Source organism: Cytophaga aurantiaca DSM 3654, from assembly GCF_000379725.1.
GTDB lineage: Bacteria > Bacteroidota > Bacteroidia > Cytophagales > Cytophagaceae > Cytophaga > Cytophaga aurantiaca.
The window spans coordinates 45,976-68,379 of record NZ_KB903663.1; the positions used below are offsets into that span (position 1 = coordinate 45,976).

At 38.2% G+C, this 22,404-nt stretch carries 24 protein-coding genes; 8 read left to right on the forward strand and 16 right to left on the reverse strand.

The features are described 5' to 3' along the window. Nucleotides 1-10: 10 nt before the first annotated feature. The 3 genes from A3EE_RS0115945 to A3EE_RS0115955 all read right to left on the reverse strand — a co-directional run bounded on the left by A3EE_RS0115945 (nucleotide 11) and on the right by A3EE_RS0115955 (nucleotide 2,968). The gene (locus A3EE_RS0115945) at nucleotides 11-697 is read right to left on the reverse strand and encodes a response regulator transcription factor (RefSeq protein WP_018344442.1); all 687 of its coding nucleotides are present in this window, start codon (nucleotides 695-697) and stop codon (nucleotides 11-13) included. A 6-nt stretch (nucleotides 698-703) separates the two neighbouring features. Next, nucleotides 704-2,047: a TlpA disulfide reductase family protein gene (locus A3EE_RS0115950; RefSeq protein WP_018344443.1), complete on the reverse strand. Its 1,344-nt coding sequence runs from the start codon at nucleotides 2,045-2,047 to the stop codon at nucleotides 704-706. 111 nt (nucleotides 2,048-2,158) lie between these two features. Next, nucleotides 2,159-2,968, reverse strand: coding sequence for a DUF3108 domain-containing protein (locus tag A3EE_RS0115955; RefSeq protein WP_018344444.1), 810 nt, complete (start codon nucleotides 2,966-2,968; stop codon nucleotides 2,159-2,161). A 351-nt stretch (nucleotides 2,969-3,319) separates the two neighbouring features. On the opposite strand from A3EE_RS0115955, the gene recA reads away from it, so the two are divergent. Continuing rightward, a complete protein-coding gene (recA, locus tag A3EE_RS0115960) occupies nucleotides 3,320-4,390 on the forward strand; it encodes a recombinase RecA (protein ID WP_018344445.1) in 1,071 nt (356 codons plus the stop codon). A gap of 249 nt (nucleotides 4,391-4,639) precedes the next feature. Here the strand turns inward: recA and A3EE_RS0115965 are convergent, their stop codons facing one another. The 5 genes from A3EE_RS0115965 to A3EE_RS0115985 form a co-directional block, all read right to left on the reverse strand. After that, the gene (locus A3EE_RS0115965) at nucleotides 4,640-5,044 is read right to left on the reverse strand and encodes a hypothetical protein (RefSeq protein ID WP_018344446.1); all 405 of its coding nucleotides are present in this window, start codon (nucleotides 5,042-5,044) and stop codon (nucleotides 4,640-4,642) included. A gap of 66 nt (nucleotides 5,045-5,110) precedes the next feature. Further along, nucleotides 5,111-5,746: a class I SAM-dependent methyltransferase gene (locus tag A3EE_RS0115970; protein WP_018344447.1), complete on the reverse strand. Its 636-nt coding sequence runs from the start codon at nucleotides 5,744-5,746 to the stop codon at nucleotides 5,111-5,113. Between the two features lie 44 nt (nucleotides 5,747-5,790). Beyond that, nucleotides 5,791-6,156 carry a DUF1801 domain-containing protein gene (locus A3EE_RS0115975; RefSeq protein ID WP_018344448.1) on the reverse strand — a complete coding sequence of 122 codons (366 nt, stop codon included), beginning with the start codon at nucleotides 6,154-6,156 and terminating at the stop codon, nucleotides 5,791-5,793. A 61-nt stretch (nucleotides 6,157-6,217) separates the two neighbouring features. After that, on the reverse strand, nucleotides 6,218-6,955 hold the full coding sequence (eutC, locus tag A3EE_RS0115980; protein ID WP_018344449.1) for an ethanolamine ammonia-lyase subunit EutC: 738 nt from the start codon (nucleotides 6,953-6,955) through the stop codon (nucleotides 6,218-6,220). 2 nt (nucleotides 6,956-6,957) lie between these two features. Further along, nucleotides 6,958-8,343 (reverse strand): ethanolamine ammonia-lyase subunit EutB, encoded by a 1,386-nt coding sequence (locus A3EE_RS0115985; RefSeq protein WP_018344450.1) that lies wholly within the window; start codon nucleotides 8,341-8,343, stop codon nucleotides 6,958-6,960. Nucleotides 8,344-8,598: 255 nt separating this feature from the next. Between A3EE_RS0115985 and queA the strand changes: the two genes are divergently transcribed. Next, nucleotides 8,599-9,645, forward strand: a complete 1,047-nt coding sequence (queA, locus tag A3EE_RS0115995) for a tRNA preQ1(34) S-adenosylmethionine ribosyltransferase-isomerase QueA (RefSeq protein WP_018344452.1) — start codon at nucleotides 8,599-8,601, stop codon at nucleotides 9,643-9,645. Nucleotides 9,646-9,726: 81 nt separating this feature from the next. On the opposite strand, the gene A3EE_RS0116000 is transcribed toward queA, so the two are convergent. Next, nucleotides 9,727-10,029 carry a hypothetical protein gene (locus A3EE_RS0116000; protein WP_018344453.1) on the reverse strand — a complete coding sequence of 101 codons (303 nt, stop codon included), beginning with the start codon at nucleotides 10,027-10,029 and terminating at the stop codon, nucleotides 9,727-9,729. Between the two features lie 145 nt (nucleotides 10,030-10,174). Further along, a complete protein-coding gene (fbaA, locus tag A3EE_RS0116005) occupies nucleotides 10,175-11,272 on the reverse strand; it encodes a class II fructose-bisphosphate aldolase (protein WP_018344454.1) in 1,098 nt (365 codons plus the stop codon). A 248-nt stretch (nucleotides 11,273-11,520) separates the two neighbouring features. Here fbaA and A3EE_RS0116010 point away from each other — a divergent pair, with 248 nt between their 5' ends. The 6 genes from A3EE_RS0116010 to A3EE_RS0116035 all read left to right on the forward strand — a co-directional run bounded on the left by A3EE_RS0116010 (nucleotide 11,521) and on the right by A3EE_RS0116035 (nucleotide 16,431). Beyond that, nucleotides 11,521-12,501, forward strand: a complete 981-nt coding sequence (locus A3EE_RS0116010) for a radical SAM protein (RefSeq protein WP_018344455.1) — start codon at nucleotides 11,521-11,523, stop codon at nucleotides 12,499-12,501. Between the two features lie 164 nt (nucleotides 12,502-12,665). Then, nucleotides 12,666-13,823 carry a formimidoylglutamase gene (locus tag A3EE_RS0116015; protein WP_018344456.1) on the forward strand — a complete coding sequence of 386 codons (1,158 nt, stop codon included), beginning with the start codon at nucleotides 12,666-12,668 and terminating at the stop codon, nucleotides 13,821-13,823. Beyond that, the gene (locus A3EE_RS0116020) at nucleotides 13,807-14,067 is read left to right on the forward strand and encodes a cytochrome b5 domain-containing protein (protein ID WP_018344457.1); all 261 of its coding nucleotides are present in this window, start codon (nucleotides 13,807-13,809) and stop codon (nucleotides 14,065-14,067) included. The genes A3EE_RS0116015 and A3EE_RS0116020 overlap by 17 nt, the downstream gene beginning before the upstream one ends. Nucleotides 14,068-14,208: 141 nt before the next feature. Then, nucleotides 14,209-15,063 (forward strand): hypothetical protein, encoded by an 855-nt coding sequence (locus A3EE_RS0116025; RefSeq protein ID WP_018344458.1) that lies wholly within the window; start codon nucleotides 14,209-14,211, stop codon nucleotides 15,061-15,063. Continuing rightward, a complete protein-coding gene (gene murQ / locus A3EE_RS0116030; RefSeq protein ID WP_018344459.1) occupies nucleotides 15,060-15,872 on the forward strand; it encodes an N-acetylmuramic acid 6-phosphate etherase in 813 nt (270 codons plus the stop codon). Before A3EE_RS0116025 ends, murQ begins: the two co-directional genes overlap by 4 nt. Continuing rightward, nucleotides 15,865-16,431: a hypothetical protein gene (locus tag A3EE_RS0116035; RefSeq protein ID WP_018344460.1), complete on the forward strand. Its 567-nt coding sequence runs from the start codon at nucleotides 15,865-15,867 to the stop codon at nucleotides 16,429-16,431. The genes murQ and A3EE_RS0116035 overlap by 8 nt, the downstream gene beginning before the upstream one ends. Nucleotides 16,432-16,526: 95 nt before the next feature. Here the strand turns inward: A3EE_RS0116035 and A3EE_RS0116040 are convergent, their stop codons facing one another. The 6 genes from A3EE_RS0116040 to der form a co-directional block, all read right to left on the reverse strand. Further along, the gene (locus A3EE_RS0116040; RefSeq protein WP_018344461.1) at nucleotides 16,527-17,117 is read right to left on the reverse strand and encodes a hypothetical protein; all 591 of its coding nucleotides are present in this window, start codon (nucleotides 17,115-17,117) and stop codon (nucleotides 16,527-16,529) included. An 88-nt stretch (nucleotides 17,118-17,205) separates the two neighbouring features. Beyond that, on the reverse strand, nucleotides 17,206-19,104 hold the full coding sequence (locus A3EE_RS0116045; protein WP_018344462.1) for a monovalent cation:proton antiporter-2 (CPA2) family protein: 1,899 nt from the start codon (nucleotides 19,102-19,104) through the stop codon (nucleotides 17,206-17,208). A 10-nt stretch (nucleotides 19,105-19,114) separates the two neighbouring features. Continuing rightward, nucleotides 19,115-19,711 carry a glutathione-regulated potassium-efflux system oxidoreductase KefF gene (kefF, locus tag A3EE_RS0116050; RefSeq protein ID WP_018344463.1) on the reverse strand — a complete coding sequence of 199 codons (597 nt, stop codon included), beginning with the start codon at nucleotides 19,709-19,711 and terminating at the stop codon, nucleotides 19,115-19,117. 361 nt (nucleotides 19,712-20,072) lie between these two features. Next, nucleotides 20,073-20,693 (reverse strand): SprT-like domain-containing protein, encoded by a 621-nt coding sequence (locus A3EE_RS0116055; RefSeq protein WP_018344464.1) that lies wholly within the window; start codon nucleotides 20,691-20,693, stop codon nucleotides 20,073-20,075. A gap of 84 nt (nucleotides 20,694-20,777) precedes the next feature. After that, entirely contained in the window at nucleotides 20,778-20,957 is a 180-nt protein-coding gene (locus tag A3EE_RS0116060; RefSeq protein WP_018344465.1) for a hypothetical protein, read from the reverse strand. Between the two features lie 137 nt (nucleotides 20,958-21,094). Next, complete coding sequence (der, locus tag A3EE_RS0116065) at nucleotides 21,095-22,402, reverse strand: ribosome biogenesis GTPase Der (protein WP_018344466.1); 1,308 nt, start codon at nucleotides 22,400-22,402, stop codon at nucleotides 21,095-21,097. Between the last annotated feature and the right edge of the window lie 2 nt (nucleotides 22,403-22,404).

Sequence of the window (22,404 nt, forward strand, 5' to 3'; positions counted from 1 at the left end):
ATTCTTGCAATTATTCATCAATTGCAAATTTATACCCAATTCCTTTAATAGTTGTTATGTAGTCTTCACCAATTTTCTCTCTAATCTTACGAATATGAACATCTACCGTTCTGGGAACTACATATACATCCGTTCCCCAGATATTTTTCAGAAGTTCGTCTCTATTAAATACGGTGTTTGGACGGTTTGCTAAGAAGTATAATAATTCAAATTCTTTTTTAGGAAGAATAATTTTATTTGCTCCCTGCATTACGGTGTAGCTTGAACGATCAATAACCAGATCTTTGATAACAACACTTTCTTTTTCAGTGGTAGCTTTTGAGCCTCTTCTAAAAAATGCAGACACTCTGCTAATAAGTGCTCTTGGCTTTATAGGCTTGGTAATAAAATCATCTGCGCCTGCTTCAAATGCTGCTATCTCTGAAAATTCTTCTGAACGCGCTGTTAAAAATATCACATACGATTCTTTCAGTTTGGGTATTTCTCTGATTTTACGGCAAGCCTCTACTCCATCCATCTTTGGCATCATGATATCCATTAAGATGAGCTGAGGAAGAAACTCTTTCGCTTCCTCAATGGCTTTAATTCCATTATTTGCCGTGCGAACGTCATAGCCTTCCTTAGTTAGATTATATTCGAGCAACTCGATTATATCCTGTTCATCATCTACAACTAAAATACGACTGTTCGCTTTCATTTTATATTAAGGTTTATTTAATAATTCTGCCAATTTAGCTTTCAACTCTTCGCCGCGAAGATTTGTTGCTATTAAATTTCCTTCCTGGTCTATCAGGAATGTTGCCGGTATACCTTTTACATTATACAACTTAGCTGCATCTGATTGCCAGCCTTTCAAATCAGACACGTGATTGGGCCATACCAAACCATCTTTTGCAATTGCGGCCAACCACTGATCTTTATTGTTATCTAAAGAGACACTAAAAACAGTAAAGCCTTTATCCTTATATAAATTATATGCGGCAACTACGTTCGGATTTTCTCCTCTGCATGGTCCGCACCAGGATGCCCAGAAATCAATCAGAACAACTTTTCCTTTCAATGAACTTAATGAAACCTTATTGCCATTGGCATCTGCTGATACTATATCCGGCACGGGCTCTCCAATACCAGCCGCTCCTTTAGGCAATTTAGATTTAAGTTCTTTTGCTAATTCAGAGGAAGGATACTCGCTGATATATCTGTTGCATAAGCCCTTCGCATACTCCAGATCATTTTGAGAAAATAGAGGAATGATTGCAGCATAGAACACCTGCTTATTATCTGAGCCCGCCGGGCATGCTGCTAATAATTTTTCAGAAGCTGCTTTCCATGCATTCAGATCCTGCGGTACAAAATACTGAAAGTAGCTTTGTACTTTAGAATCCAGCATATCGCCTGCTGCATATTGTTTGTCGGTAAACTCTGCCGGAGTAAAAAGCGTTTCGGCTGTTTTACCTTCATACATGAACATTGAAATTACTTTCGTCATAAACGAGCCGGGGTATGCCGTTGAGATCCGAACCATCTCTGCATTATAGGCCTTATTCAAGGAATCACTTTTGGCTCTTAACACAACCACATATTGATTGAACAATTCTTCGGTCATGCCCGGCATTTTTTGCAAATCCTGAGCAGTTTTATTTAATGCCTCATTTTGTGCATTCTGAGTCTTATTTACTTTGCGATACAAGATATACGCATCGTTTTCTTTCGATTCAGTAATTGAAATACTGCGTTCAATATCTGGATTGCCAGTAATAAGAATGTTTTCATAACCTGCGATAATTGTAATAGCACTCACCTTATCGAAGCCTACTTTATAGAAACCTGTCGGAATTACATCTTTATATTTAAATTCAAAAACACCTTCTTTATAGTGTGTTGAATCATATACAGATATTGTAGTACCTAAATATTTATACAAATAAATTGTAGAGTAACCCGTTTTTATAAGTTTTCCTTTGATGCTGATTGGTTTTGCGTTTGCAACCAAGACCAAAAACAAAAAAGCAACTAACGAAATGGCAACTCTTTTAATGTATTTCATGCGTTTCAAATTTATATATAATTCAATAGAGATTACCCGTAAATTAAGAGAATTGGACAATAATAACAATTCCTTAATTTGCGGGTAATGCAAATATAATCTAAAGGGTGACTATTTTTTTGTAAAGACAATGGGATGCTTTAAGCCTGAGAAGCTTTTCAATTCAACTTCCACTTTACCGACAAACATATCCGCTTCAATCTTAACCGGAATTTTATTTGCGTCATCAGACAACCACATACGAATAGAATTACCGCCATCAAACATTTCATTATCCGGCATTACTGGTTGAATTTTAATTGCATTAATAACCCCATGACTCGTCTTTACACGGTCCTTGCCAGCATACCGTACGGTAAAATCATATAATTTATCTTCAAAGAATGCTTTCATTGTGATGTTCGTACCAACAGCCATTTTAGAATAATCCAGTGTACGCAAATAATATGCGCCACTAACTATGTCCTGTAAGTTACTGGATATAACGTATGCAGCAGTAGACTTCTTCAGCTCCTTACCGCTTTCTCTAATCACATTTGCTTTTTTATTTGTATAATCAAACATAACCATTTCTTTTAAACGGTATGAATTTTCAACAATGTCGCGCATACTTCTTTGCGGTATATTGGTAGCCGTATCAATATAGCTGATCCATTGGTCGCGCACATGCATGGCAAGATCGAAGGTACCTGTAGTTGATCCAATAACAGCAGTCTTATAGCAAACCTTATTGTTAATCAAATATAATGTCGGGTCCACTTCAATGCGTGCCTCACCGGCATTCACAAATCCATAATGTAATCTATATACCAATGCTTCCTTAGGGCCATAAGGCGACAACGCAGCTTCCGGCGCCTGCGATTGAAATGTAAAAGAGGCAATTGCAAGTACGATCAACGAAAGTATACCGAAACGTTTCATAATGGGTATTAGATTTAAAGAATATAGTTGGCAGTATACAAAACACATACCATTTATTATAATTTAATACATTTTTAGAACAATTCGTGTCATTTTAAATAAAAATCAACACAAAAAAGTGTTGATAAATGATTCGTTGAGGTGCCCATAAAAGTTTGTATCTTAGTAAGATAATAGAAAATTTTAAAATAAATACTAAAATAGTTAGTAAAAAGTTTGCTAATTATTTTAGTATTTATTAGGTTTGTATCGTCGGTTAAGTAATCGGCTTTATTAAAGGTTAACTGAAAGAGTAGAATATTTCATTTAACAGTTTCTAAAAACATCTTTAAAACTATTAAAATCATTGCCATGAGTAAAAATGCACCTAACCCAGTAAATGAAAAATTGAAAGCATTACAGCTTACAATTGACAAACTAGAAAAAACATACGGTAAAGGTACCGTAATGAAATTGAGTGATGAAGTAGTGATGGACGTTCCTGTCATTTCAACAGGCTCACTTGGTTTGGATATCGCTTTAGGAATTGGGGGATTACCTAAAGGAAGAATTGTAGAAATCTACGGGCCAGAATCTTCTGGTAAAACTACGCTATCAATGCATTGCATTGCTGAAGCTCAAAAAGCTGGCGGGATTGCTGCTTTTATCGATGCAGAACATGCATTTGATAAAACATACGCAGAAAAATTAGGCATTGATACTACGAATCTATTGATCTCTCAACCAGACAATGGTGAGCAGGCATTAGAGATCGCAGAGCATTTGATCCGTTCTGGAGCCATTGACATCATTGTGATTGACTCTGTTGCAGCTCTTGTACCAAAGGCAGAAATCGAAGGCGAAATGGGTGATAGCAAAATGGGTTTACAAGCTCGTTTGATGTCTCAAGCATTGCGTAAATTAACCGGAGCAATTAACAAATCAGGATGTTGCTGCATTTTCATCAACCAGCTAAGAGAAAAAATTGGTGTAATGTTCGGTAACCCTGAAACAACTACAGGTGGTAACGCTTTGAAATTTTATGCTTCAGTACGTCTGGATATCCGTCGTATTGGGCAGATCAAAGAAAGTGCTGACAACATTACCGGTAACCGCACAAAGGTTAAAGTAGTTAAAAACAAAATGGCGCCTCCATTTAAAGTAATCGAATTTGATATCATGTATGGTGAAGGGATTTCTAAAATTGGTGAAATCATTGACCTTGGTGTTGAACTAGGTATTATCAATAAGGCAGGTTCCTGGTTCTCTTACAACGGAACAAAATTAGGGCAAGGCAGAGATGCAGTAAGGACTATATTCCTTGATAATCCGGATATGCAGGATGAGATTGAATTAAAGATCCGTCAGAAAGTACAAGTAAGCGGAACTCCCGCTGCCATGGAAGCGACGAAAGAAGAAGAGCTCGAAGAGGAAGAAGCATAATCTTCCCCTGCGAATTCTACCGCAGGAATTTCTCATGGCAAAAGGCATCCAATCAGAAATGAACGGATGCCTTTTTTGTTTGACTGCATTATACTTTTCAGTTTAAATATATTTCACTAAGCTGGTGGCCAGAAAAGGCACAACAGCGAGTTGAGTCGTGGTTAGCTAAGAACGGAAAACGCCAACAGAAGTAAAAATTTTTATCAGAATGCTAAAATACACGACTCATTGGTCGTGCTGCCAGCCCTACTATTGCATTGCATTTGATTTTGCACAACCTAAGCCTTTCCAAAATTCTTTGGGATACTTCAATGTTATTTTATTCTTTGTTTCATTGGAGAACGAAGGGTATTCATACTTAACATTTAATTCATATACCGAATCCATGCTTTTGTATTCAACGAACTGGAATAACGTCGCGTCTAATGAACCCAGATACTGCAGCTCAGTCAGAGATGCCGGATATTTTCCATTTCTTAATTTGTGAAGTTCTATAGCACCTAGAGCCTTTTTGAACTCCTGGTCTGCAAACATTTGCTGCCCGGCTTTCATATTCGCATCCATTTCTTTTTTCATACTATCCGGAACGCAGGATGAAACAGTTACTATTAAACAAACAACGAAGAAAATCAGAATGCTGCTACTTTTTTTCATGCAATTTAATTTACTCTAATGAAATATTATTGTGTTGTCATACCCATCAGACATTATAAGCTAAAGTTACTTATATAGCGTGCATTTCAAAATTCCTTTAAAAAATTCTTTAGTTTCTAAAACATAAAAGCCCTTTCCTCTCACAACCGTATCAATTGCTGGAAGTTTTTGAGTTTGAAGATTGGTTGTCCATTTGAAAAATTTATACAACACCTTTACTCCTGCTTTTGTACTCCAGTGCATTAGACCCTTTTCAGGTATTGAAAAATCCGTTATATAAAGCAATCCATTGTTATTCAAATGTTGTTTAAACCGACCAACCAAGAAGGTTACATACATATCATCAAACAGATCTAAAAAATAATTGCAAACAATTATATCGTACTTTTCAAATGAAAAACATTCCGCACCTTCGTGAATAAAGATAATGCGATGTAATTCATTTGGAAGATTTGCTGCAATACGTTTTTGAGCAGACTCAATCATCTTTACAGAAGCTTCAACATAGGTAACCTGTATCGTTTTATTTTCTTCTAATATTTTTTGAAGAAAATAACCCGTACCTCCTCCTAATATCAAGCACGTAGCTTGATTCGAAAGATGCGATAAAAATGCAAGCTGACTTTTATTTATTTGATTGAACGAAAAAATACCTGCTATTGCATCGTAGATAGGCGCAATGCGATCGTAACCTTTATTCATTATTTGTTTGTTTCATCTTACCTGAATTAGAGTTCAACAATATATTATTTTATTTTAATCTTACCTGAGATATACAGATTAATAGCATCCTGCAAAATCTTTTCAAGCTTTTTAATCGGCAAATTCTTTTCTGCATCAAACAACATTATTTTCATACGCGAACGTTTCTCTTGTATAAGCTCCTCATACAGTAAATGTTTCCCTTCAACCATTCCAATATAAGGTTGCTTATATTTTTTATGTATCCATAAGTATGCAAACATTTTCCCCTTATAACAAAAAAATGGCATTCCATATTTTAGTGTAGTAGTTATATTGTTGTTCTGTGCAAGTATCACATTGCGCAATGCCAATAAGCAACTTTGAACAGGCTCTTCCTGTTGTAAATAAAAATTGTCGAGCTCTTTCATAATACACGTCTTAGGTTTAATGTGATAGCCAATGCTGCAAAAAATATATCCTCTTAATACTTTATAATCTGTAATTATTTTTCTGATTGTCTTTGAGCTTCACTCCCGATATTTGCTGCGATCGCATTTCATGCAACAGATATGAAATCTTTGCTACCGCCTGTTCATAGCTCAAGCCAGCAGGCTGAATATTTGAAACACAATTTCTTTTTTCATCTGTATTCCCGCTTTTCGGCTGATAGGTAATGTATGCACCTAAACTTGTAGGTGCGCTTAAACCCGGACGTTCACCTAATAAAATCATTGAGATCCGTGCATTCAATACTTCTCCAATCGGATCCGAAATACCTACACGACCTTGCTTCACCAATATCACCGGAGCAATATTCCAAAACGAAAGATCTTTTAATAATAACTCAAGAAATGGAATTGCATGTATGTTCACGGCATCGGCAGACAAACCATCAGCGAAGATAATGCACAAGTCTGTTTGTTCTATCTGCAATGCCTGCAGTTGTTCTTTGCTCTGTGCATGCAATAGTCTACCTTTATGCGGATGACGGATATAATCGTTCCGATCCAGTGCCTGACTATTTACCTGTTGCACATTAAAACCTAGCTCGAAAAGTTTTTCATTGAAGTATTCCGTTTGTACTTCTGATTGTACGGCATCACGCGCCATCGCGTGTGCTATTCGCAATTTCAATACTTCAGAAGTAGTCATAGCATTCCCTGCGCGTCCCGTTGCAATACGTGCATGTGTGTATTTTCGCAATTCGTGCCAATGATCTTCCTGCATAGCTATAATGTCAATCCATTTAAGTCGTCTAAAAAACGCATGCTGTTTTTTGCACCGGTAATTTCATATCGATCATTCATCATACCCATTCGTATCAGCCATGCTTCAAACTCCGGCGCAGGTCGTAGTTTCAATAGTTTCCGAATGTATAAGGCATCATGAAAAGATGTGCTTTGATAATTTAACATGATATCATCCGAACCCGGCACGCCCATAATAAAATTACAGCCTGCTGTACCAAGCAGTGTTAACAAGGCATCCATATCATCCTGATCTGCATCTGCATGATTGGTGTAACAAATGTCGCAGCCCATTGGCAAGCCCATTAGCTTTCCGCAGAAATGATCTTCCAGACCTGCACGTATAATCTGTTTTCCATCGAATAAATATTCCGGACCAATAAAACCTACTACAGTATTTACCAAAAATGGATCAAAGGCACGCGCAACTGCATAGGCGCGCGCTTCCAGCGTCTGCTGATCAACCCCATGATGTGCATTAGCTGAAAGTGAACTTCCTTGTCCCGTCTCAAAATACATTACATTATTTCCGATTGTCCCTCTACCCAGCGACAGCGCCGCTTCGTAACCTTCCTTCAACAAGGAAAGGTTTATGCCAAAGCTGCTGTTTGTTTGTTCTGTTCCTCCAATAGATTGAAAAACCAGATCCACAGGTGCACCTTGCTCAATGGCAAGAATGGTATTTGTGATATGACTCAACACACAGGATTGTGTTGGTATATCGTATTGCTGACGCACTGTGTCAATTAATTTTAATAATTGAATTTGTGTAGCTACGTGATCGGTTGCGGGATTGATTCCGATTACTGCATCACCGCTTCCGTAAAACAAGCCATCCAGCATGGAAGCCAGAATTCCTTTTATATCATCTGTCGGATGATTGGGTTGTAAGCGCGTAGACAAGCGTCCGCGGAGACCAACTGTATTTCTGAAACGTGTAACAACTTCACATTTTGAACTTACTAAGATGAGATCCTGTACGCTCATGATCTTGGATACAGCAGCCGCCATTTCCGGTGTAATGGCTTTTTGTAATGCAGTCAGCTCTTCTGCTTCCGTATCATTACTTAACAGAAAATTACGAAAATCGCCTACGGTTAAATGCTGTATAGTTTTAAAATTTTCCTGATCATGTGTATCAAAGATAAGACGTGTAACTTCGTCTGTCTCGTAAGGGATTATAGGGATTTCTAAAAAAGTGGTCAACGGTAAATTTGCCAAAGCCATTTGTGCCGCAACCCTTTCCTGATAGGAAGATGCTGCAACTCCTGCTAACTGGTCTCCGGATCGCAATGGCGATGCCTTCGCCATTAGCTCAGCTAAGGTGCTAAATGTAAATACATGTTGATTGACCGTATGCTTATACATGCACTATGTGGTTTACAGTACCCATGCAGACGTATTAAATATGACGGGATTAAGTGAATTAACCAAGTTTGTACTGTTAAATAATCAACTTCAGCTCCCTGAAAAAAGGGGAAATCAAATTCATGAAATGGTGTAATCAGAAGCTAGTGGCTCAATTACTTAATAACACTTCCGGATTTTTTCCTGAAATCCCACAAAAAACAGTATCTTTGTGTCTTATATTTTATACTTAAAAATTTAATACCGTAATATTAAATGAAATTATCAGAATTTAAATTCGCCTTACCGGCGGATCTTGTTGCACAGCACCCCGCTGCAAACAGAGATGAAGCAAGAATGATGGTTATCAACCGCAAAACCGGAACCATCGAACACAAAATTTTCAAAGACATTATCAATTACTTCGACGAAGGTGATATCATGGTTATGAACAATACCAAGGTTTTCCCTGCTCGTTTGTATGGTAATAAAGAAAAAACGGGTGCAAAAATTGAAGTTTTCTTATTACGCGAATTAAATGCTGAATTGCACCTTTGGGATGTATTAGTAGATCCAGCTCGTAAAATTCGTGTAGGGAATAAATTATACTTTGGCGATAGCGATTTAGTTGCTGAAGTAGTAGATAATACAACATCACGTGGTCGTACCATCCGCTTCTTGTTTGATGGAAATTCAGAAGATTTCGCAAAGATCATTGAAACGATTGGAGAAACACCATTGCCACGTTACATCAAACGTCCGGTTGAAGAGGCTGACAAAGATCGTTACCAAACCATCTTTGCTGAAGCTAAAGGAGCTGTAGCTGCGCCAACTGCAGGCTTACACTTTACAAAACAGGTAATGAAGCGCATGGAAATCAAAGGCATTAACTTTTCTCCATTAACGTTGCATGTTGGTTTAGGTTCATTCAGAACAGTTGATGTTGAAGATCTGACGAAACACAAAATGGATTCTGAAAATTTCATTGTTGGTGAAGAAACTGTTAGAGTGGTAAACAAAGCATTGGATTCAAAAAAACGTGTGTGTGCCATTGGCACTACGTGTATGCGCGCATTGGAATCTTCTGTTTCAGCAAACAACCGTTTGAAGCAAAATGCAGGATGGACTGATCGTTTCATCTTCCCTCCATATGACTTTAAAATTGCGAATGCAATGCTTACAAACTTCCACATGCCGGAATCTACATTGTACATGATGGCTTGCGCGTTTGGTGGTTATGATTTGATGACGAAAGCTTATAAAACTGCCATTAAGGAAAAATATAACTTCTTAAGCTACGGTGATGTAATGCTGATCATCTGATATAAGTGAGATCACACATAATAAAAAAGTCATCCCGATAGCTATCGGGATGACTTTTTTATTATGTGTGATCTGTTTTGCTTAACTGAATTCTACTTCTACAATCGCTATGGTAGGAATATGAATACCGCCTTTCAGCGTAATATATTGCTGATCTGCCGACCAGATCGTAGTATGCACCTTCATTAATTTCTTATCTTCTGTAAAAAACGTCATTTTCACTTTCCCGTGATATGCATTTCCCAATCGTTCTGCCTTTTCTAAATATATTTGTCTTAATCTTCTTTTTACAGGATCTTCTAATACGTCTATTTTTGAAAATAAAATGGATGATAATTCTTCTTTTTCTATTAGCGTTGCTTCCTGCTGCTGTATTTTTTCCATATTGTTCGCCCTCATTTTACAGTAATCCAATAATGTGTATTACGGAATTAAACAATTATTGTTACTCTATAGTTTGAAATGAAATAAATAAAAAAGGGATGTTTTTACACATCCCTTTCAATATAGAAATTAATTCTGAAGGAAATTAGTATCCCATTTTAGAATTTGCATTGAATGAATTCAAATCTTCAAATGCTTTATTTAAACGAGCTACAAATGTTTCTTCACCTTTACGTAACCAAACACGTGGATCGTAGAATTTCTTATTTGGCTGATCTGCACCTTTAGGGTTACCGATCTGACCTTGTAAGAATGCTTCGTTTCCTTTGTAATACTTCAATACACCTTCCCAGAATGCCCATTGCAAATCTGTATCAAGGTTCATTTTAACTACTCCGTAACCGATTGCTTCACGGATTTCTTCCTGAGAAGAACCAGAACCACCGTGGAATACGAAATCCAATGGATTTTCTTCTGTACGACCGTATTTAGCTTTGATGAAATCCTGAGATTTTCTCAAAATTTTCGGCTCTAATTTCACGCTACCAGATGTGTAAACACCGTGTACGTTACCGAATGCTGCTGCAATTGTGAATTTATCACTTACTTTCATAAGTTCTTCGTATGCATAAGCAACTTCTTCAGGCTTTGTATATAATTCATCCTGGTGAATACCAGAATTGTCAACGCCATCTTCTTCGCCACCTGTAACACCTAATTCAATCTCAAGTGTCATACCGATTTTGCTCATACGCTCAAGGTATTTTTTGCAGATTTCGATGTTCTCATGTAGAGGCTCTTCGGAAAGATCCAACATGTGAGAAGAATACAATGGCTTGCCATGTGCTTTGTAAAATGCTTCACCAGCAGTCAACAAACCGTCGATCCATGGAAGTAATTTTTTTGCTGCGTGATCTGTATGTAAAATAACACCTACACCATACAATTCAGATACCTGATGTACGTGGTGCGCACCAGAGATAGCACCTGCAATAGAAGCTTCCTGATTTCCGTTTGGTAAAGATTTACCAGCATAGAATTGACCACCACCGTTAGAGAACTGAACAATAACAGGAGAGTTTGCAGCTTTTGCTGATTCCAATACTGCGTTCACAGTACCAGTACTTACTACGTTTACTGCAGGGAATGCAAGCTTCGCCTTTTTAGCATCTGCAAATAGATTCTGAACCTGATCGCCAGTGATAACGCCAGTAAGCGCTTTGCTTTTTACATTTTCAACCATAATATTTTGTTTATTTCTTTGTAGTTGGATACATTTCTTTCCCTCCTAAAAGGAAGTTTTAAATATACAAAAAAAGCATAAAACCGACCACCAAATACCCTTAAAATTGCTTTAAATGTAATAAATCCTTTTTTTTTTGGATTATACCCATACTATTTATAAACATGCTTATAGCTTTAATTCCATGTTCTGCACCAAAACAAGCGCTTGTCATTTAGCCAGAATACTTACTACCTTGCAGTAGATCTATGCGTATCCTCTCAAAACCCGTTTTATGTAATTACTACGTCACATACCGGTGCAATGCCACCTGCAATTTTTGTGACATCTGGGAAAAACCTTCGCCCTATGTAACCCTTGAAACTGCGGAACAAAATATCCGCGATCTGAAGCGCCTTGGTGTTAAGGTTATTGATTTTACGGGTGGAGAGCCGTTGCTGCACAGAGACATCGATACACTCTTGAGCATTGCTAAAAAGCATGGCATGATCACAACGCTTACAACAAATGCACTGCTGTATCCCAAATGGGCCGAGCGTTTGAAAGGTTTGGTAGACATGCTGCATTTTTCGCTGGATTCGCCGGATAAAGAAGTCCACGATACATTACGCGGTGTTGCCTGTTTTGATTTTGTAATGGAATCCATACAGATCAGTAAGCAATTGGGCGAACGTCCGGATATTATTTTCACGGTCTTTGATCACAACATTCATTTGATCAAACGCATGTATGAAGAGATCTGCTTGCCGAATAATTTAATACTGATCTTAAATCCATCGTTTGAATACAATCAGGTTGAAGTCGGAACAAGTTTGAAGAAAGAAGATCTTGATACGTTAAGCTATTGGGCAAAGCAGAAGAATATTTACATCAACGAAGCATTTATTCAATTACGTCTGGATGGTGGGAACCACGTGGAATCACCTGTTTGCAAAGCCGCATCCTCAACGTTAGTCATTTCTCCTGAAAATAAATTGGTCCTTCCTTGTTATCATTTGGGTACTGACGCCTTTGATATCAACAACAACTTATTTGAACTCTACCATTCAAAAGAAGTTAAAGCCATCATTGCACAGGAAGGCAAACTTGATGCCTGTGAAGGATGTACGATCAACTGTTACATGCAGCCTTCTTTCGCAGTAGAAGTTAATAAGTATTGGTTTAAAGCATTGCCCAGTACGCTGAAGTATAGTTGGGAGAAAGGCACGTGGAAGCAGTTGTTTAAGTAGATTGTCTGAACCGCTGATTTATTTGATTTCAATGATTGATATGATCTTATAGCAATTAGCAGCGGTTGTAACTCGTATTTTTTAAGACTTTAGTTCTCTCCCAATTCCTTCATTATATTCATTCACTTCATTATATTTACACATATCAATTTATACGCTAGCACATGAATCTTCGCATCTTTTTTGATCCTGTTTCTATTGAACTGCAACCTTCCGATTTATTAGAGCCATATATATTTGCCAATACCATTAGCTATTACAAAGATACATTTCCGGAATTGTCTGGTGTGCATATTGCACTGGTAGGTTTATCCGAAGAGCGCGGTTCTACAACCAATCAGGGTGCAGAAAAAGGAGCGGCCGAAATTCGAAATAAATTATACAGACTCAGAAGAGGTACCGGCAGCAATAACATTGTTGATCTTGGCAATTTGCGCGTAGGTATTAATGTGGAAGAAAGTTATCTGCGCATTAAAGAAGTATGTGAATATTTATTAGAACTGAATATTATTCCTGTGCTTTTTGGCGGCACACATGATCTGGATTTAGGACAATATCAAGCGTACGCAAATACGAATAAATTAATAAGTGTGTTGAATGTGGATGCACACATTGACATGAACATTCCAACGGAAGATATCAGTAAAACACACTTACATCGTATTTTACTTCATGAGCCAAACTTCCTTTTCAATTTTTCTCAATTAGCCTATCAAACCTATTTAACCGATCAGGAAACATTAAATGTTCTTGAAAAACTTTACTTTGAAATGTATCGCATCGGACAGATGCGTGAAGGCTTAGAGGAAGTAGAACCGGTTATTCGTGATGCCGATATGTTGAGCTTTGACGTTACTGCGATCAGAAGCAGTGATGCGGCAGGCAATGCAAACGCACAGCCATTCGGATTAACGGGTGAAGAAGCCTGTCAGATTTGTTGGTATGCAGGATTGAATTCAAAACTAACCTCTGTTGGTATTTACGAATACAATCCGTTGTTTGATGAACGCAAGCAAACAGCGTCTGTTGTAGCAACTATGATCTGGTATTTCATTGAAGGATTTTACAACCGTAAAGACGACACTGATTTTGCAGGTGATAAGTATGTTCGTTACATCGTTCCAATGCAAGGCGAACCATCGCTGTTAACATTCTACAAACATTTGCAAACGGAAAAATGGTGGATGGAAGTTCCCTTCCCGAACAACAAACATCAGTACGCACGTAACTCTATTATTCCTTGCTCTTATTCGGATTACTTAACTGCTAACCGCGGCGAACTACCATACCGTTGGATCAATACACATGCTAAACTCATCTGATCCTTCGTCTCTAAAGGAGTACACCAAAAGTCAGTTGGCTTTACGCAACGGACAAGACAAACCGGAGATCTGGTGTGCGTATAAAGGATTGATCTACGATGTTTCGCTTTCGAGATTATGGCGCAATGGAAAGCATTATGAACACTGGGCCGGACAGGACTTAACAGACGAAATGGAAGACGCACCGCATACACAAAATGTCTTTGATACATTTACGGTGGTAGGACGGCTAGTTACTAAGTAGTTTCCAGTTTCTAGGTACTAGACTTTAGTCTCTTGGCGCTAGTTTCAAGTAACTAGATAAGAATATAAAATTAACAAATAAGACAAAAATACTAGTTACTAGTCTAGCAACTAGTAACTAGCACCTAGTAACTAAACACACATGATTGCAATCGTCGATAGTGGTTCTACAAAATCAAACTGGTTGTTCACCGGGAAAAAATCGGGGGAAGATTTTTCCATTCGCACTACCGGTATAAATCCATATTATCAAACAGTAGAAGAAATTCAGGAAGCATTACAAAAAGAATTGGTCCCGAATCTTCCGCAGATCAGTTTGATCACAGCCGTTTACTTTTACGGAGCCGGTTGTGAATTACCTGCACAACAAGCAGTCGTTGCACGTGCTATCTCTCCCCTATTCAACAATTGTACCGTACATGTAGATAGCGATCTGATCGCTGCGGCACGTTCGGTGCTTGGCGATGAAGCAGGCATCTGCTGCATTAGCGGGACTGGATCAAACACCTGTTATTACGATGGAAAAAAGATCTTAAGAAACATCAATTCACTTGGATTGTATATGGGCGATGAAGGCAGCGGCGGTTTCTTAGGAAAACTATTGGCACGCGACTACATAAGAGAATCTATGCCGCCTGATATACGTGGCCGCTTTGAAGTATTCACCGCCGATCGTAAAAGTGATATCATGGATAAAGTATATAAAAAACCTTTTCCAAACCGTTATCTGGCTTCGCTTGCACCGTTTGCGATTCTTCATAAATCTGACCAATATATAAACGAATTAATTGAAGAAAATTTCCGTTTGTTATTTGACAACTGTATTTGCAGATATGAAAATTTCTCAACACTACCTGTGCGCTTTATCGGTTCTATCGGCTTGCATTTAAAAGAAGCATTGGAAAAGGTTGCTGCAGATAAAAAAGTACATATTGATAAAATTGTTGATGACCCGATGAAAGGGTTAAAAGAATATCATTTGAAACACATACTATGAATATAACGGAATCCTCTTCGAACTATTCAAACCTGGAACAGATGTCTGTTACAGATTTATTAGCAAACATCAATAAAGAAGATAAAACAGTGCCGCTTGCGATAGAGAAAGCATTGCCGCAATTAGAAGCGCTGATCCATTCTATTGTACTACGTATGAAAAACGGCGGACGATTATTTTATATCGGTGCCGGTACCAGCGGCAGACTGGGTGTTGTGGATGCCTCGGAATGCCCTCCTACTTATGGTGTACCGCAAGGCATGGTCGTTGGAATCATTGCAGGTGGTGACAGTGCCATACGCAAAGCAGTTGAATTTGCTGAAGACAACGCAACACAAGCTTGGTTGGATTTAAAAGAATATGATATTAACACAACGGATACAGTAATAGGTATTGCAGCATCCGGCAGAACTCCTTACGTGATTGGCGGCTTAAAAGCTGCAAAGGAAGCTGGTATCAATACAGGTTGTATTGTTTGCAATCCGGGCTCTGCCGTTGCTGCAGCCTGTGACTTCCCTGTAGAAGTAGTAACCGGACCGGAGTTTGTGACTGGCAGTACACGTATGAAAGCAGGTACAGCACAGAAGCTTGCCTTAAACATGATCTCTACTGCTGTCATGATACAGTTAGGAAAAGTGAAAGGCAATAAAATGGTGGATATGCAATTGAGCAATCTGAAGCTTGTTGACCGTGGTGTGCGTATGATCGTGGAGGAATTATCCATTGATGCAGATACAGCAAAAAAATTACTGGAAGAAAACGGAAATAACGTTCGCAACGCAATAAACGCATACAAGGGCCATGCATGAGATTGAACCGTTTTATAATTGGGAAGAAAATTATTCTTCAAACGAAGATCCTCGATCTCCTTTTTATGAAGCGGAATACAATACCGAAGCTTATACCAATGCCATTTATGGATACTACATTCATCCATTATGGGATTTCATTGGTTCGGAAACATTGTATGTAAAAATACTTTTTGCTGACTACGATGAACAGATCGCTGTTATCGAAATGCTCGGCGAATGGAACGACACCTTACACAACGACATCATGCATCTGAAGCGCAATGTCATTGATTTATTAGTTGCAGAAGGAATTACAAAATACATTCTCATCGGCGAGAACATTATGAACTTCCACGGAAGTGATGATGAATATTATGCTGAATGGTTTGAAGAAATTGAAGATGGCTGGATCGCTGCTGTTAATTTCAGAGAACACGTATTAGAAGAATGGAAAAAATTCAATCTTGATTATTACATTAATTTCGGCGGAACACTTGAAGTGTTGAATTGGAGAACAATGAGTCCGCAGGTATTTTGTAAGGCAGTAGAAACGCTGATTCAGAAGAGACTAGGATAACTTTATTAAAACAAACAAATCACAAAACACAAATTCCAAACGAATAGTGAATGCCGTTCGTTTGGAATTTGTGTTTTGTGATTTGGAATTTGTTTCTATTTCTCCATTACAATGAATTTTTCTCTTTTCATTCTTGTAATTACAGCATCCCATATTTCATCAATCGTTCTGTTAATATCTACCGGATTTAATGTAGATGTTACACCCGACCAAAGTAATTTATCCTGTGAAACTGAAAACACGTTTGTTTCAACGATGTAGTTTTTATCCTGTTGATAATAACCCGGTGAATAGAAACCTCCGTAGTTCATTCCGTACCAGCCGTAGTAGCCGCCTTGATACGTACCAGGCACATAGGAAGTACTGTTTTGTATGTCTACTAAATGCAAGGTCAACACACCATCATATCCTTCTTTTTTTACGAATGCTTTAAATGATGCTTCATCCATATTTTGTTGATCCGGACCAAGGTTCATATATGAAGTTCTAAAAGCAGGATTTTTTGCAGCTATTTTATCTTCCGCAATTCTTCTTGTTGTTTCATCTTTAAAAAGAGCAACTACCATTACTTTTTTAAATTGTTCTTTTGTGTATGTCGCTCCCGGTGCTTTCCAGCTGCTCTGCATAGTTGTAGAAGAACATCCGGCTAAAAACAATACCGTAAGGAGTATAAAAATCTGCTTCATATTCAATGTAAGTTAAGTTGTATATATATTATTTATTAAATGTCATTATAACATAAAGGTACATAAGTCATTGCGCTAGTCCAATAGTTTACTTTTTTTTCTGGTTGTCCATTTCCAGAATTTTATCACGCATTTCTTTACTATCCCAGGCATGATCGTTTGCAGACGGCACTATTTGCCTATCGCTTTGCAACAACTCTTCCTGTAATGCAATCTGCTCGCGCACATCCGAAATATATACCTTCATATCTTTTCGGTTTTTAGACAATGTGCGTAATGCAGCTTCATCGTATTTGATAAAATTTTGCCCTGCACGAAAAGCTGAATAGGTTCTATAGCCTAATTTTTTCATTACATCCACGCCCAAACGAATAGACGTATCCAAATGCTCGCGGTAAATATTTTCGACTCCTTCATCCAATAATTCATACGTATCCATTCTATTTTTAGAACGTACCATGATCTCTAAATTTGGAAAATGCTGTTTAACAATTTTAACAATCTCTAAATTGGTTTCCGGAGAATCAATAGCAATGATAAGTATACTTGCTTCAGCTGCTCCTGCTGCTTCCAGAATATCTACACGCGTTGCATCTCCATAAAAAACATTGAACCCCATCTTCCTCAATAAGTCTACTTGATCTGAACTATTGTCCAGCACCGTCGCCACAACTCCATTCGCACGCAAAAAACGCGCAAGTGTAGTTCCGAAATGTCCAAAGCCTACAAGCAATACATTGTTTCGTTCTTCAATACGATCTGCTCGTTTTGTTGTTTGTTCATTCTTTGCAGCACGCACTTTTGGTAAGACCCATTTATCTAAGACAATCAACAGCAATGGACTTATCGTCATGCTGAGTGCTGTTACAGCCATCATCATGTCTGTTTGTTCCTGCGTTAAAATATTGTGGCTTCCGATAAATGAAAACAATACAAAAGCGAATTCACCTACCTGAGATAAGCCAATTGCAAAGATTAAATTTTGATCTAAACTCAGTTTTGCTTTTTTACCTATCAGGAACAATACAATGGCTTTAATAAAAATCACAGCACATGTTAATACAGCTACTGTTCCCGCATGTGCATACATCAAATTAAAATCAATGGATGCTCCTACGGATATAAAGAACAAGCCCAACAACAAGCCCTTGAAAGGTTCCAGATCTGATTCGAGTTCGTGCTTAAATTCGCTATTCGCTAAAATAACACCTGCAAGAAATGTTCCAAGCGCCGGACTCAATCCAACCTGCTGCATCAACAATGCAATTGCAACAACAATTAACAATGCACTCGCTGTAAACAGTTCACGCATGTGTGTTTTAGCAATCAATCGCAGCATCGGCACAATTGCATATCTTCCAACCAATACAATTACACCAACGGCAGCAAGTACAGCACCCGTCTGCAGCCACTTCGGTAATTCTTCAATACCACCTGCCCCATGTGTATCTATGGAGTTTGTAATAGGAAGAAATACAAGTAGAGGTAGAATTGCCGGAATTGGAATAACGGCAATATCTTGAAATAATAGCACCGCAAATGAAAACTCACCCGAAGGCTCTTTCATCAATCCTTTCTCTTTCAACGATTGTAATACAATTGCAGTGGATGACATTGCAAATGCAAACCCAATTGCCAATGCACTTTGCCACAGCAAACTCGCCGCAATACCAATTGCCATTACAACTGCAGTTGTAATCAGCACTTGCGATAAACCAACGCCAATGATCTGCTTGCGGATCTTCCAGAGATGTGCGGGCTCTAATTCCAAGCCAATTAAAAAGAGCATCATCACCACACCAAATTCGGCGAAGTGCATAATGTCTTTCCCTTCATGCCCGATGAAACCCAATACAAACGGGCCGATCAGCATGCCTGCTATGAGGTAACCCAAAACAGATCCCATTGCAAACCGTTTCGCAATCGGAACACATATTACAGCTGCACTTAAATAAATAACAGCCTGAAATAAAAAACCATTTCCCATAATACTATTGTTAAACCGGTTTCATACAAATTTCATTTAAAAACCTAATCTCATTCATACGAGATTCTTCAAAAGTACCTTCCGACATTTTCGTTAATAAAATAACATACTGTTTAGAAAAGCGCTGTAATTCCTCGTCTGTTAAGCGATGTGAGCCTTGCACTAAAAACGGTGGAAAATATTTCATCTTACACAAATACGCAGTCTGTTCAAACGGTCTTAAATATTCCTGTATGGTAAAACGATTATGCCCTTCTGCATTATAGGTTGCATTTGCTCCACCGGTAGTCATCACGTTAAAGACGATCTTATCTTTCAACGCAGTTCCTCCCGGACCATATGCCCAGCCAAACTCCAATACCATATCCATCCACTGCTTCATCAACGGTGGACAGCTATACCAATAAAAAGGATGCTGCCATATAATAATGTCGTGTTCCAGCAACAATTGTTTTTCGGTTTCTACATCGATATTAAAATCCGGATACAATTCATACAAATCATGAAAGGTAATATTCGCTGCAGAGGGAATATGTTTTAGTAAGGTGTTATTCGCTCTGGATTTCTCCATTCGCGGGTGAGCGAAGAGGATTAATACTTTTTTCATAAATTGTTTATTTATAAAATAGATTCAAGAATTCCTCTCTTAAATCTATTCGTCTTTCTTTTTTATTCTTCCGTTCTTTTGCCTTGATGCAAAAGAACCAAAAGATCAAGGCTGATTTCAAATAAGCTAAAATTTTGGTTCATTCCGCTAACGCTGCAAAACCGTCTTGAAAAAAGACTAGTTGCAGCGTTCAAAAAGCTCCATGAACCAAAATTTCTTAACGCAATTTGAAATGAGGCCGGTGAGGAGTGCGCTATTTATACGAATAAGATTTTAATTCAGTTCATACTAAAGCCTCATCCCCAGCACTTCTCCTGAAGAGAGAAGGGAGTACGTACTATCAACTTCACCACTATATCGATTACACATCCGAGCTACCTTTCTTCACTTGCATTGCCTTTGCAACCGTGTATTTTCGGCCAGTTGCGAGTTGCAGACAAAGTGCGCGTTTTTGTTTAAATGCTTCAATTTTAAACAAATCATTTTTTATCAGGAACACATCGCCGACTTTTAAATCTTCAAGGAAAATATATTCATGCGCATCTTTATCGTATCTGCTCAAGACCTTCATTAATGCCACATCCCCACATGAAGAAGCGGAGGGTTCGTTGAACATGTGCAAATGCAACGCGAGCAATACATCTGCCGGAAACACTTCCGGTTTTAAAATGGGATACATAACTTCTTTAAAAGCAGATTGCCATTCTTCGCCATGAGGCTTTACAGACAAACCATGGCGGATGGTAGTTACCAAGTGTGCTACTTCATGTAAATAGGTTACTAAAAAGGAATAGGTATTCAATCCCCGGTTTACGGTGATGGTATGCTTTTTTGTTCTTGGGTCGAAGGTGTAATCACCGAGTTTTGTTTCTCTGTCGCGGCTGGCTTTAAAATGGAACCTACCCAAACGCCATAGTTCTATAGAGTAGTCAATTGCTGCAAGCGGCAAATGGGCACGAAGTATGTCCGGGGTAGAACGCATGCCCTAAGGTACGAAGTATATAAAAAAGAAAAAACCGCTCATGGAGCGGTTTTTTCATAATTCAATGGACCGAAGTCCGGTGAATTAGTGAGCAGCTTTAGTAGTGTCAACTTTAGCTGAATCAACAGTAGTTACTACAGGAGTAGTATCCATTGGAACAACTACAGCAGCTGAATCAGTAGTAACTTCTACTGGAGCTTTTTCTGCGCAAGATGCGAAAGCAAATACTGCAGCAACAGATAATAATGCGAATACTTTTGTCATGATTGTAATAATTTATAGTTTATTTTCGTTTACAAATTTAGTACTTTTTTCAATTATCCAAGACATCTGCATCTTTTTTTTATTTAAAAGCAGATATTTTGCGATAATTTCAATAAAGCCCCTTTAAGTTTTATGTATTATTTTTTTCTGAATACAATAGAAACCGGAACTCCTTCAAAATCAAAATAGTCCCTGATTTTATGTTCCAGGAATCTACTATACGATTCTCCTACGTACTGAGGCAAATTACAGAAGAAGGCAAACGTCGGCGATTTCGTTGGAAGCTGTGTAATATATTTAATCTTAACGTATTTTTGTTTTGTTGCCGGCGGTGGATTGTACTCAATTTCCGGAAGAATCTTATCGTTCAACTCAGATGTTGCAATACGCTTACCTTTGTTGTCATAAACCTTCATAATTGCTTCAACTGACTGGAATAAACGCTGTTTGTTCAATACAGAAATGAACATAATCAACGGATAATCAATTGGTTTTAACGCCTGACGGATGTTTTCCTGGAATTCCTGAGCCGTTTTTGAGTCTTTTTCAATCAAATCCCACTTATTTACCAGAATCACAATCCCCTTCTTATTATTATGGGCCATCCAGATGATGTTCATATCCTGAGATTCAATACCACGTTCGGCATCGATCATGATCACACAAACATCCGATTCTTCCAATGCTTTTACTGAACGCAGAATGGAATAAAATTCCACATCTTCTTTTATACGGGATTTCTTACGAATACCAGCCGTATCAACAAAGATGAATTCTTTACCAAAAGCATTATAATGTGACGTAATGGAATCTCTTGTTGTACCTGCAATGTCTGTAACAATGCTGCGGCTCGTTCCCAACAATGCGTTTACATAAGAAGATTTTCCGGCATTCGGACGACCTAATACAGCAATTTTTGGAATGCCTTTATTTGGGTCTTCTTCGCCGTCATCTTTGAAATGAGAAATTACTTCATCCAGCAATTCTCCTGTACCTGTACCGTTTTGAGAAGAGATCGGCCAAACTTCACCCATACCCAATTCATAAAACTCTGCACTCATGTGCAAACGATTGTGATTGTCTGATTTGTTTGCAACCAAGATCACAGGCTTTTTAGAACGACGGATTTTATTTGCAAATTCTGAATCTAAATGATGTACACCTACATCCGAATCAACAATAAATAAAATTACATCTGCTTCTTGAATTGCAATATCGACCTGGTCTCTGATCTGTCCTTCGAAAATATCGCTTGAACCTGTTACATATCCTCCTGTATCAATAACAGTAAAGAATTTACCGCACCATTCTGCATCACCGTAATGACGATCTCTTGTTACACCGCTCTCATCGTCCATGATGGCAACTCGCGCTCCAACCAACCGATTGAACAGTGTTGATTTACCAACATTGGGTCTACCAACTATGGCTACTATATTTGACATAT

Excerpts from the sequence above, each read along its gene's own strand:
- recA (WP_018344445.1), top strand. The coding sequence starts at position 3,320 with ATGAGTAAAAATGCACCTAACCCAGTAAATGAAAAATTGAAAGCATTA.
- A3EE_RS0116040 (WP_018344461.1), bottom strand. The coding sequence starts at position 17,117 with ATGAAGCAGATTTTTATACTCCTTACGGTATTGTTTTTAGCCGGATGT.
- A3EE_RS0115975 (WP_018344448.1), bottom strand. The coding sequence starts at position 6,156 with ATGAAAGAGCTCGACAATTTTTATTTACAACAGGAAGAGCCTGTTCAA.
- murQ (WP_018344459.1), top strand. The coding sequence starts at position 15,060 with ATGAATATAACGGAATCCTCTTCGAACTATTCAAACCTGGAACAGATG.
- A3EE_RS0115945 (WP_018344442.1), bottom strand. The coding sequence starts at position 697 with ATGAAAGCGAACAGTCGTATTTTAGTTGTAGATGATGAACAGGATATA.
- A3EE_RS0116060 (WP_018344465.1), bottom strand. The coding sequence starts at position 20,957 with ATGACAAAAGTATTCGCATTATTATCTGTTGCTGCAGTATTTGCTTTC.
- A3EE_RS0116025 (WP_018344458.1), top strand. The coding sequence starts at position 14,209 with ATGATTGCAATCGTCGATAGTGGTTCTACAAAATCAAACTGGTTGTTC.
- A3EE_RS0116035 (WP_018344460.1), top strand. The coding sequence starts at position 15,865 with ATGCATGAGATTGAACCGTTTTATAATTGGGAAGAAAATTATTCTTCA.
- kefF (WP_018344463.1), bottom strand. The coding sequence starts at position 19,711 with ATGAAAAAAGTATTAATCCTCTTCGCTCACCCGCGAATGGAGAAATCC.
- A3EE_RS0115985 (WP_018344450.1), bottom strand. The coding sequence starts at position 8,343 with ATGTATAAGCATACGGTCAATCAACATGTATTTACATTTAGCACCTTA.
- A3EE_RS0115950 (WP_018344443.1), bottom strand. The coding sequence starts at position 2,047 with ATGAAATACATTAAAAGAGTTGCCATTTCGTTAGTTGCTTTTTTGTTT.
- A3EE_RS0116015 (WP_018344456.1), top strand. The coding sequence starts at position 12,666 with ATGAATCTTCGCATCTTTTTTGATCCTGTTTCTATTGAACTGCAACCT.
- der (WP_018344466.1), bottom strand. The coding sequence starts at position 22,402 with ATGTCAAATATAGTAGCCATAGTTGGTAGACCCAATGTTGGTAAATCA.
- A3EE_RS0115955 (WP_018344444.1), bottom strand. The coding sequence starts at position 2,968 with ATGAAACGTTTCGGTATACTTTCGTTGATCGTACTTGCAATTGCCTCT.
- fbaA (WP_018344454.1), bottom strand. The coding sequence starts at position 11,272 with ATGGTTGAAAATGTAAAAAGCAAAGCGCTTACTGGCGTTATCACTGGC.
- A3EE_RS0115970 (WP_018344447.1), bottom strand. The coding sequence starts at position 5,746 with ATGAATAAAGGTTACGATCGCATTGCGCCTATCTACGATGCAATAGCA.
- A3EE_RS0116045 (WP_018344462.1), bottom strand. The coding sequence starts at position 19,104 with ATGGGAAATGGTTTTTTATTTCAGGCTGTTATTTATTTAAGTGCAGCT.
- A3EE_RS0115965 (WP_018344446.1), bottom strand. The coding sequence starts at position 5,044 with ATGAAAAAAAGTAGCAGCATTCTGATTTTCTTCGTTGTTTGTTTAATA.
- eutC (WP_018344449.1), bottom strand. The coding sequence starts at position 6,955 with ATGCAGGAAGATCATTGGCACGAATTGCGAAAATACACACATGCACGT.
- A3EE_RS0116000 (WP_018344453.1), bottom strand. The coding sequence starts at position 10,029 with ATGGAAAAAATACAGCAGCAGGAAGCAACGCTAATAGAAAAAGAAGAA.
- A3EE_RS0116020 (WP_018344457.1), top strand. The coding sequence starts at position 13,807 with ATGCTAAACTCATCTGATCCTTCGTCTCTAAAGGAGTACACCAAAAGT.
- A3EE_RS0116010 (WP_018344455.1), top strand. The coding sequence starts at position 11,521 with ATGCGTATCCTCTCAAAACCCGTTTTATGTAATTACTACGTCACATAC.
- A3EE_RS0116055 (WP_018344464.1), bottom strand. The coding sequence starts at position 20,693 with ATGCGTTCTACCCCGGACATACTTCGTGCCCATTTGCCGCTTGCAGCA.
- queA (WP_018344452.1), top strand. The coding sequence starts at position 8,599 with ATGAAATTATCAGAATTTAAATTCGCCTTACCGGCGGATCTTGTTGCA.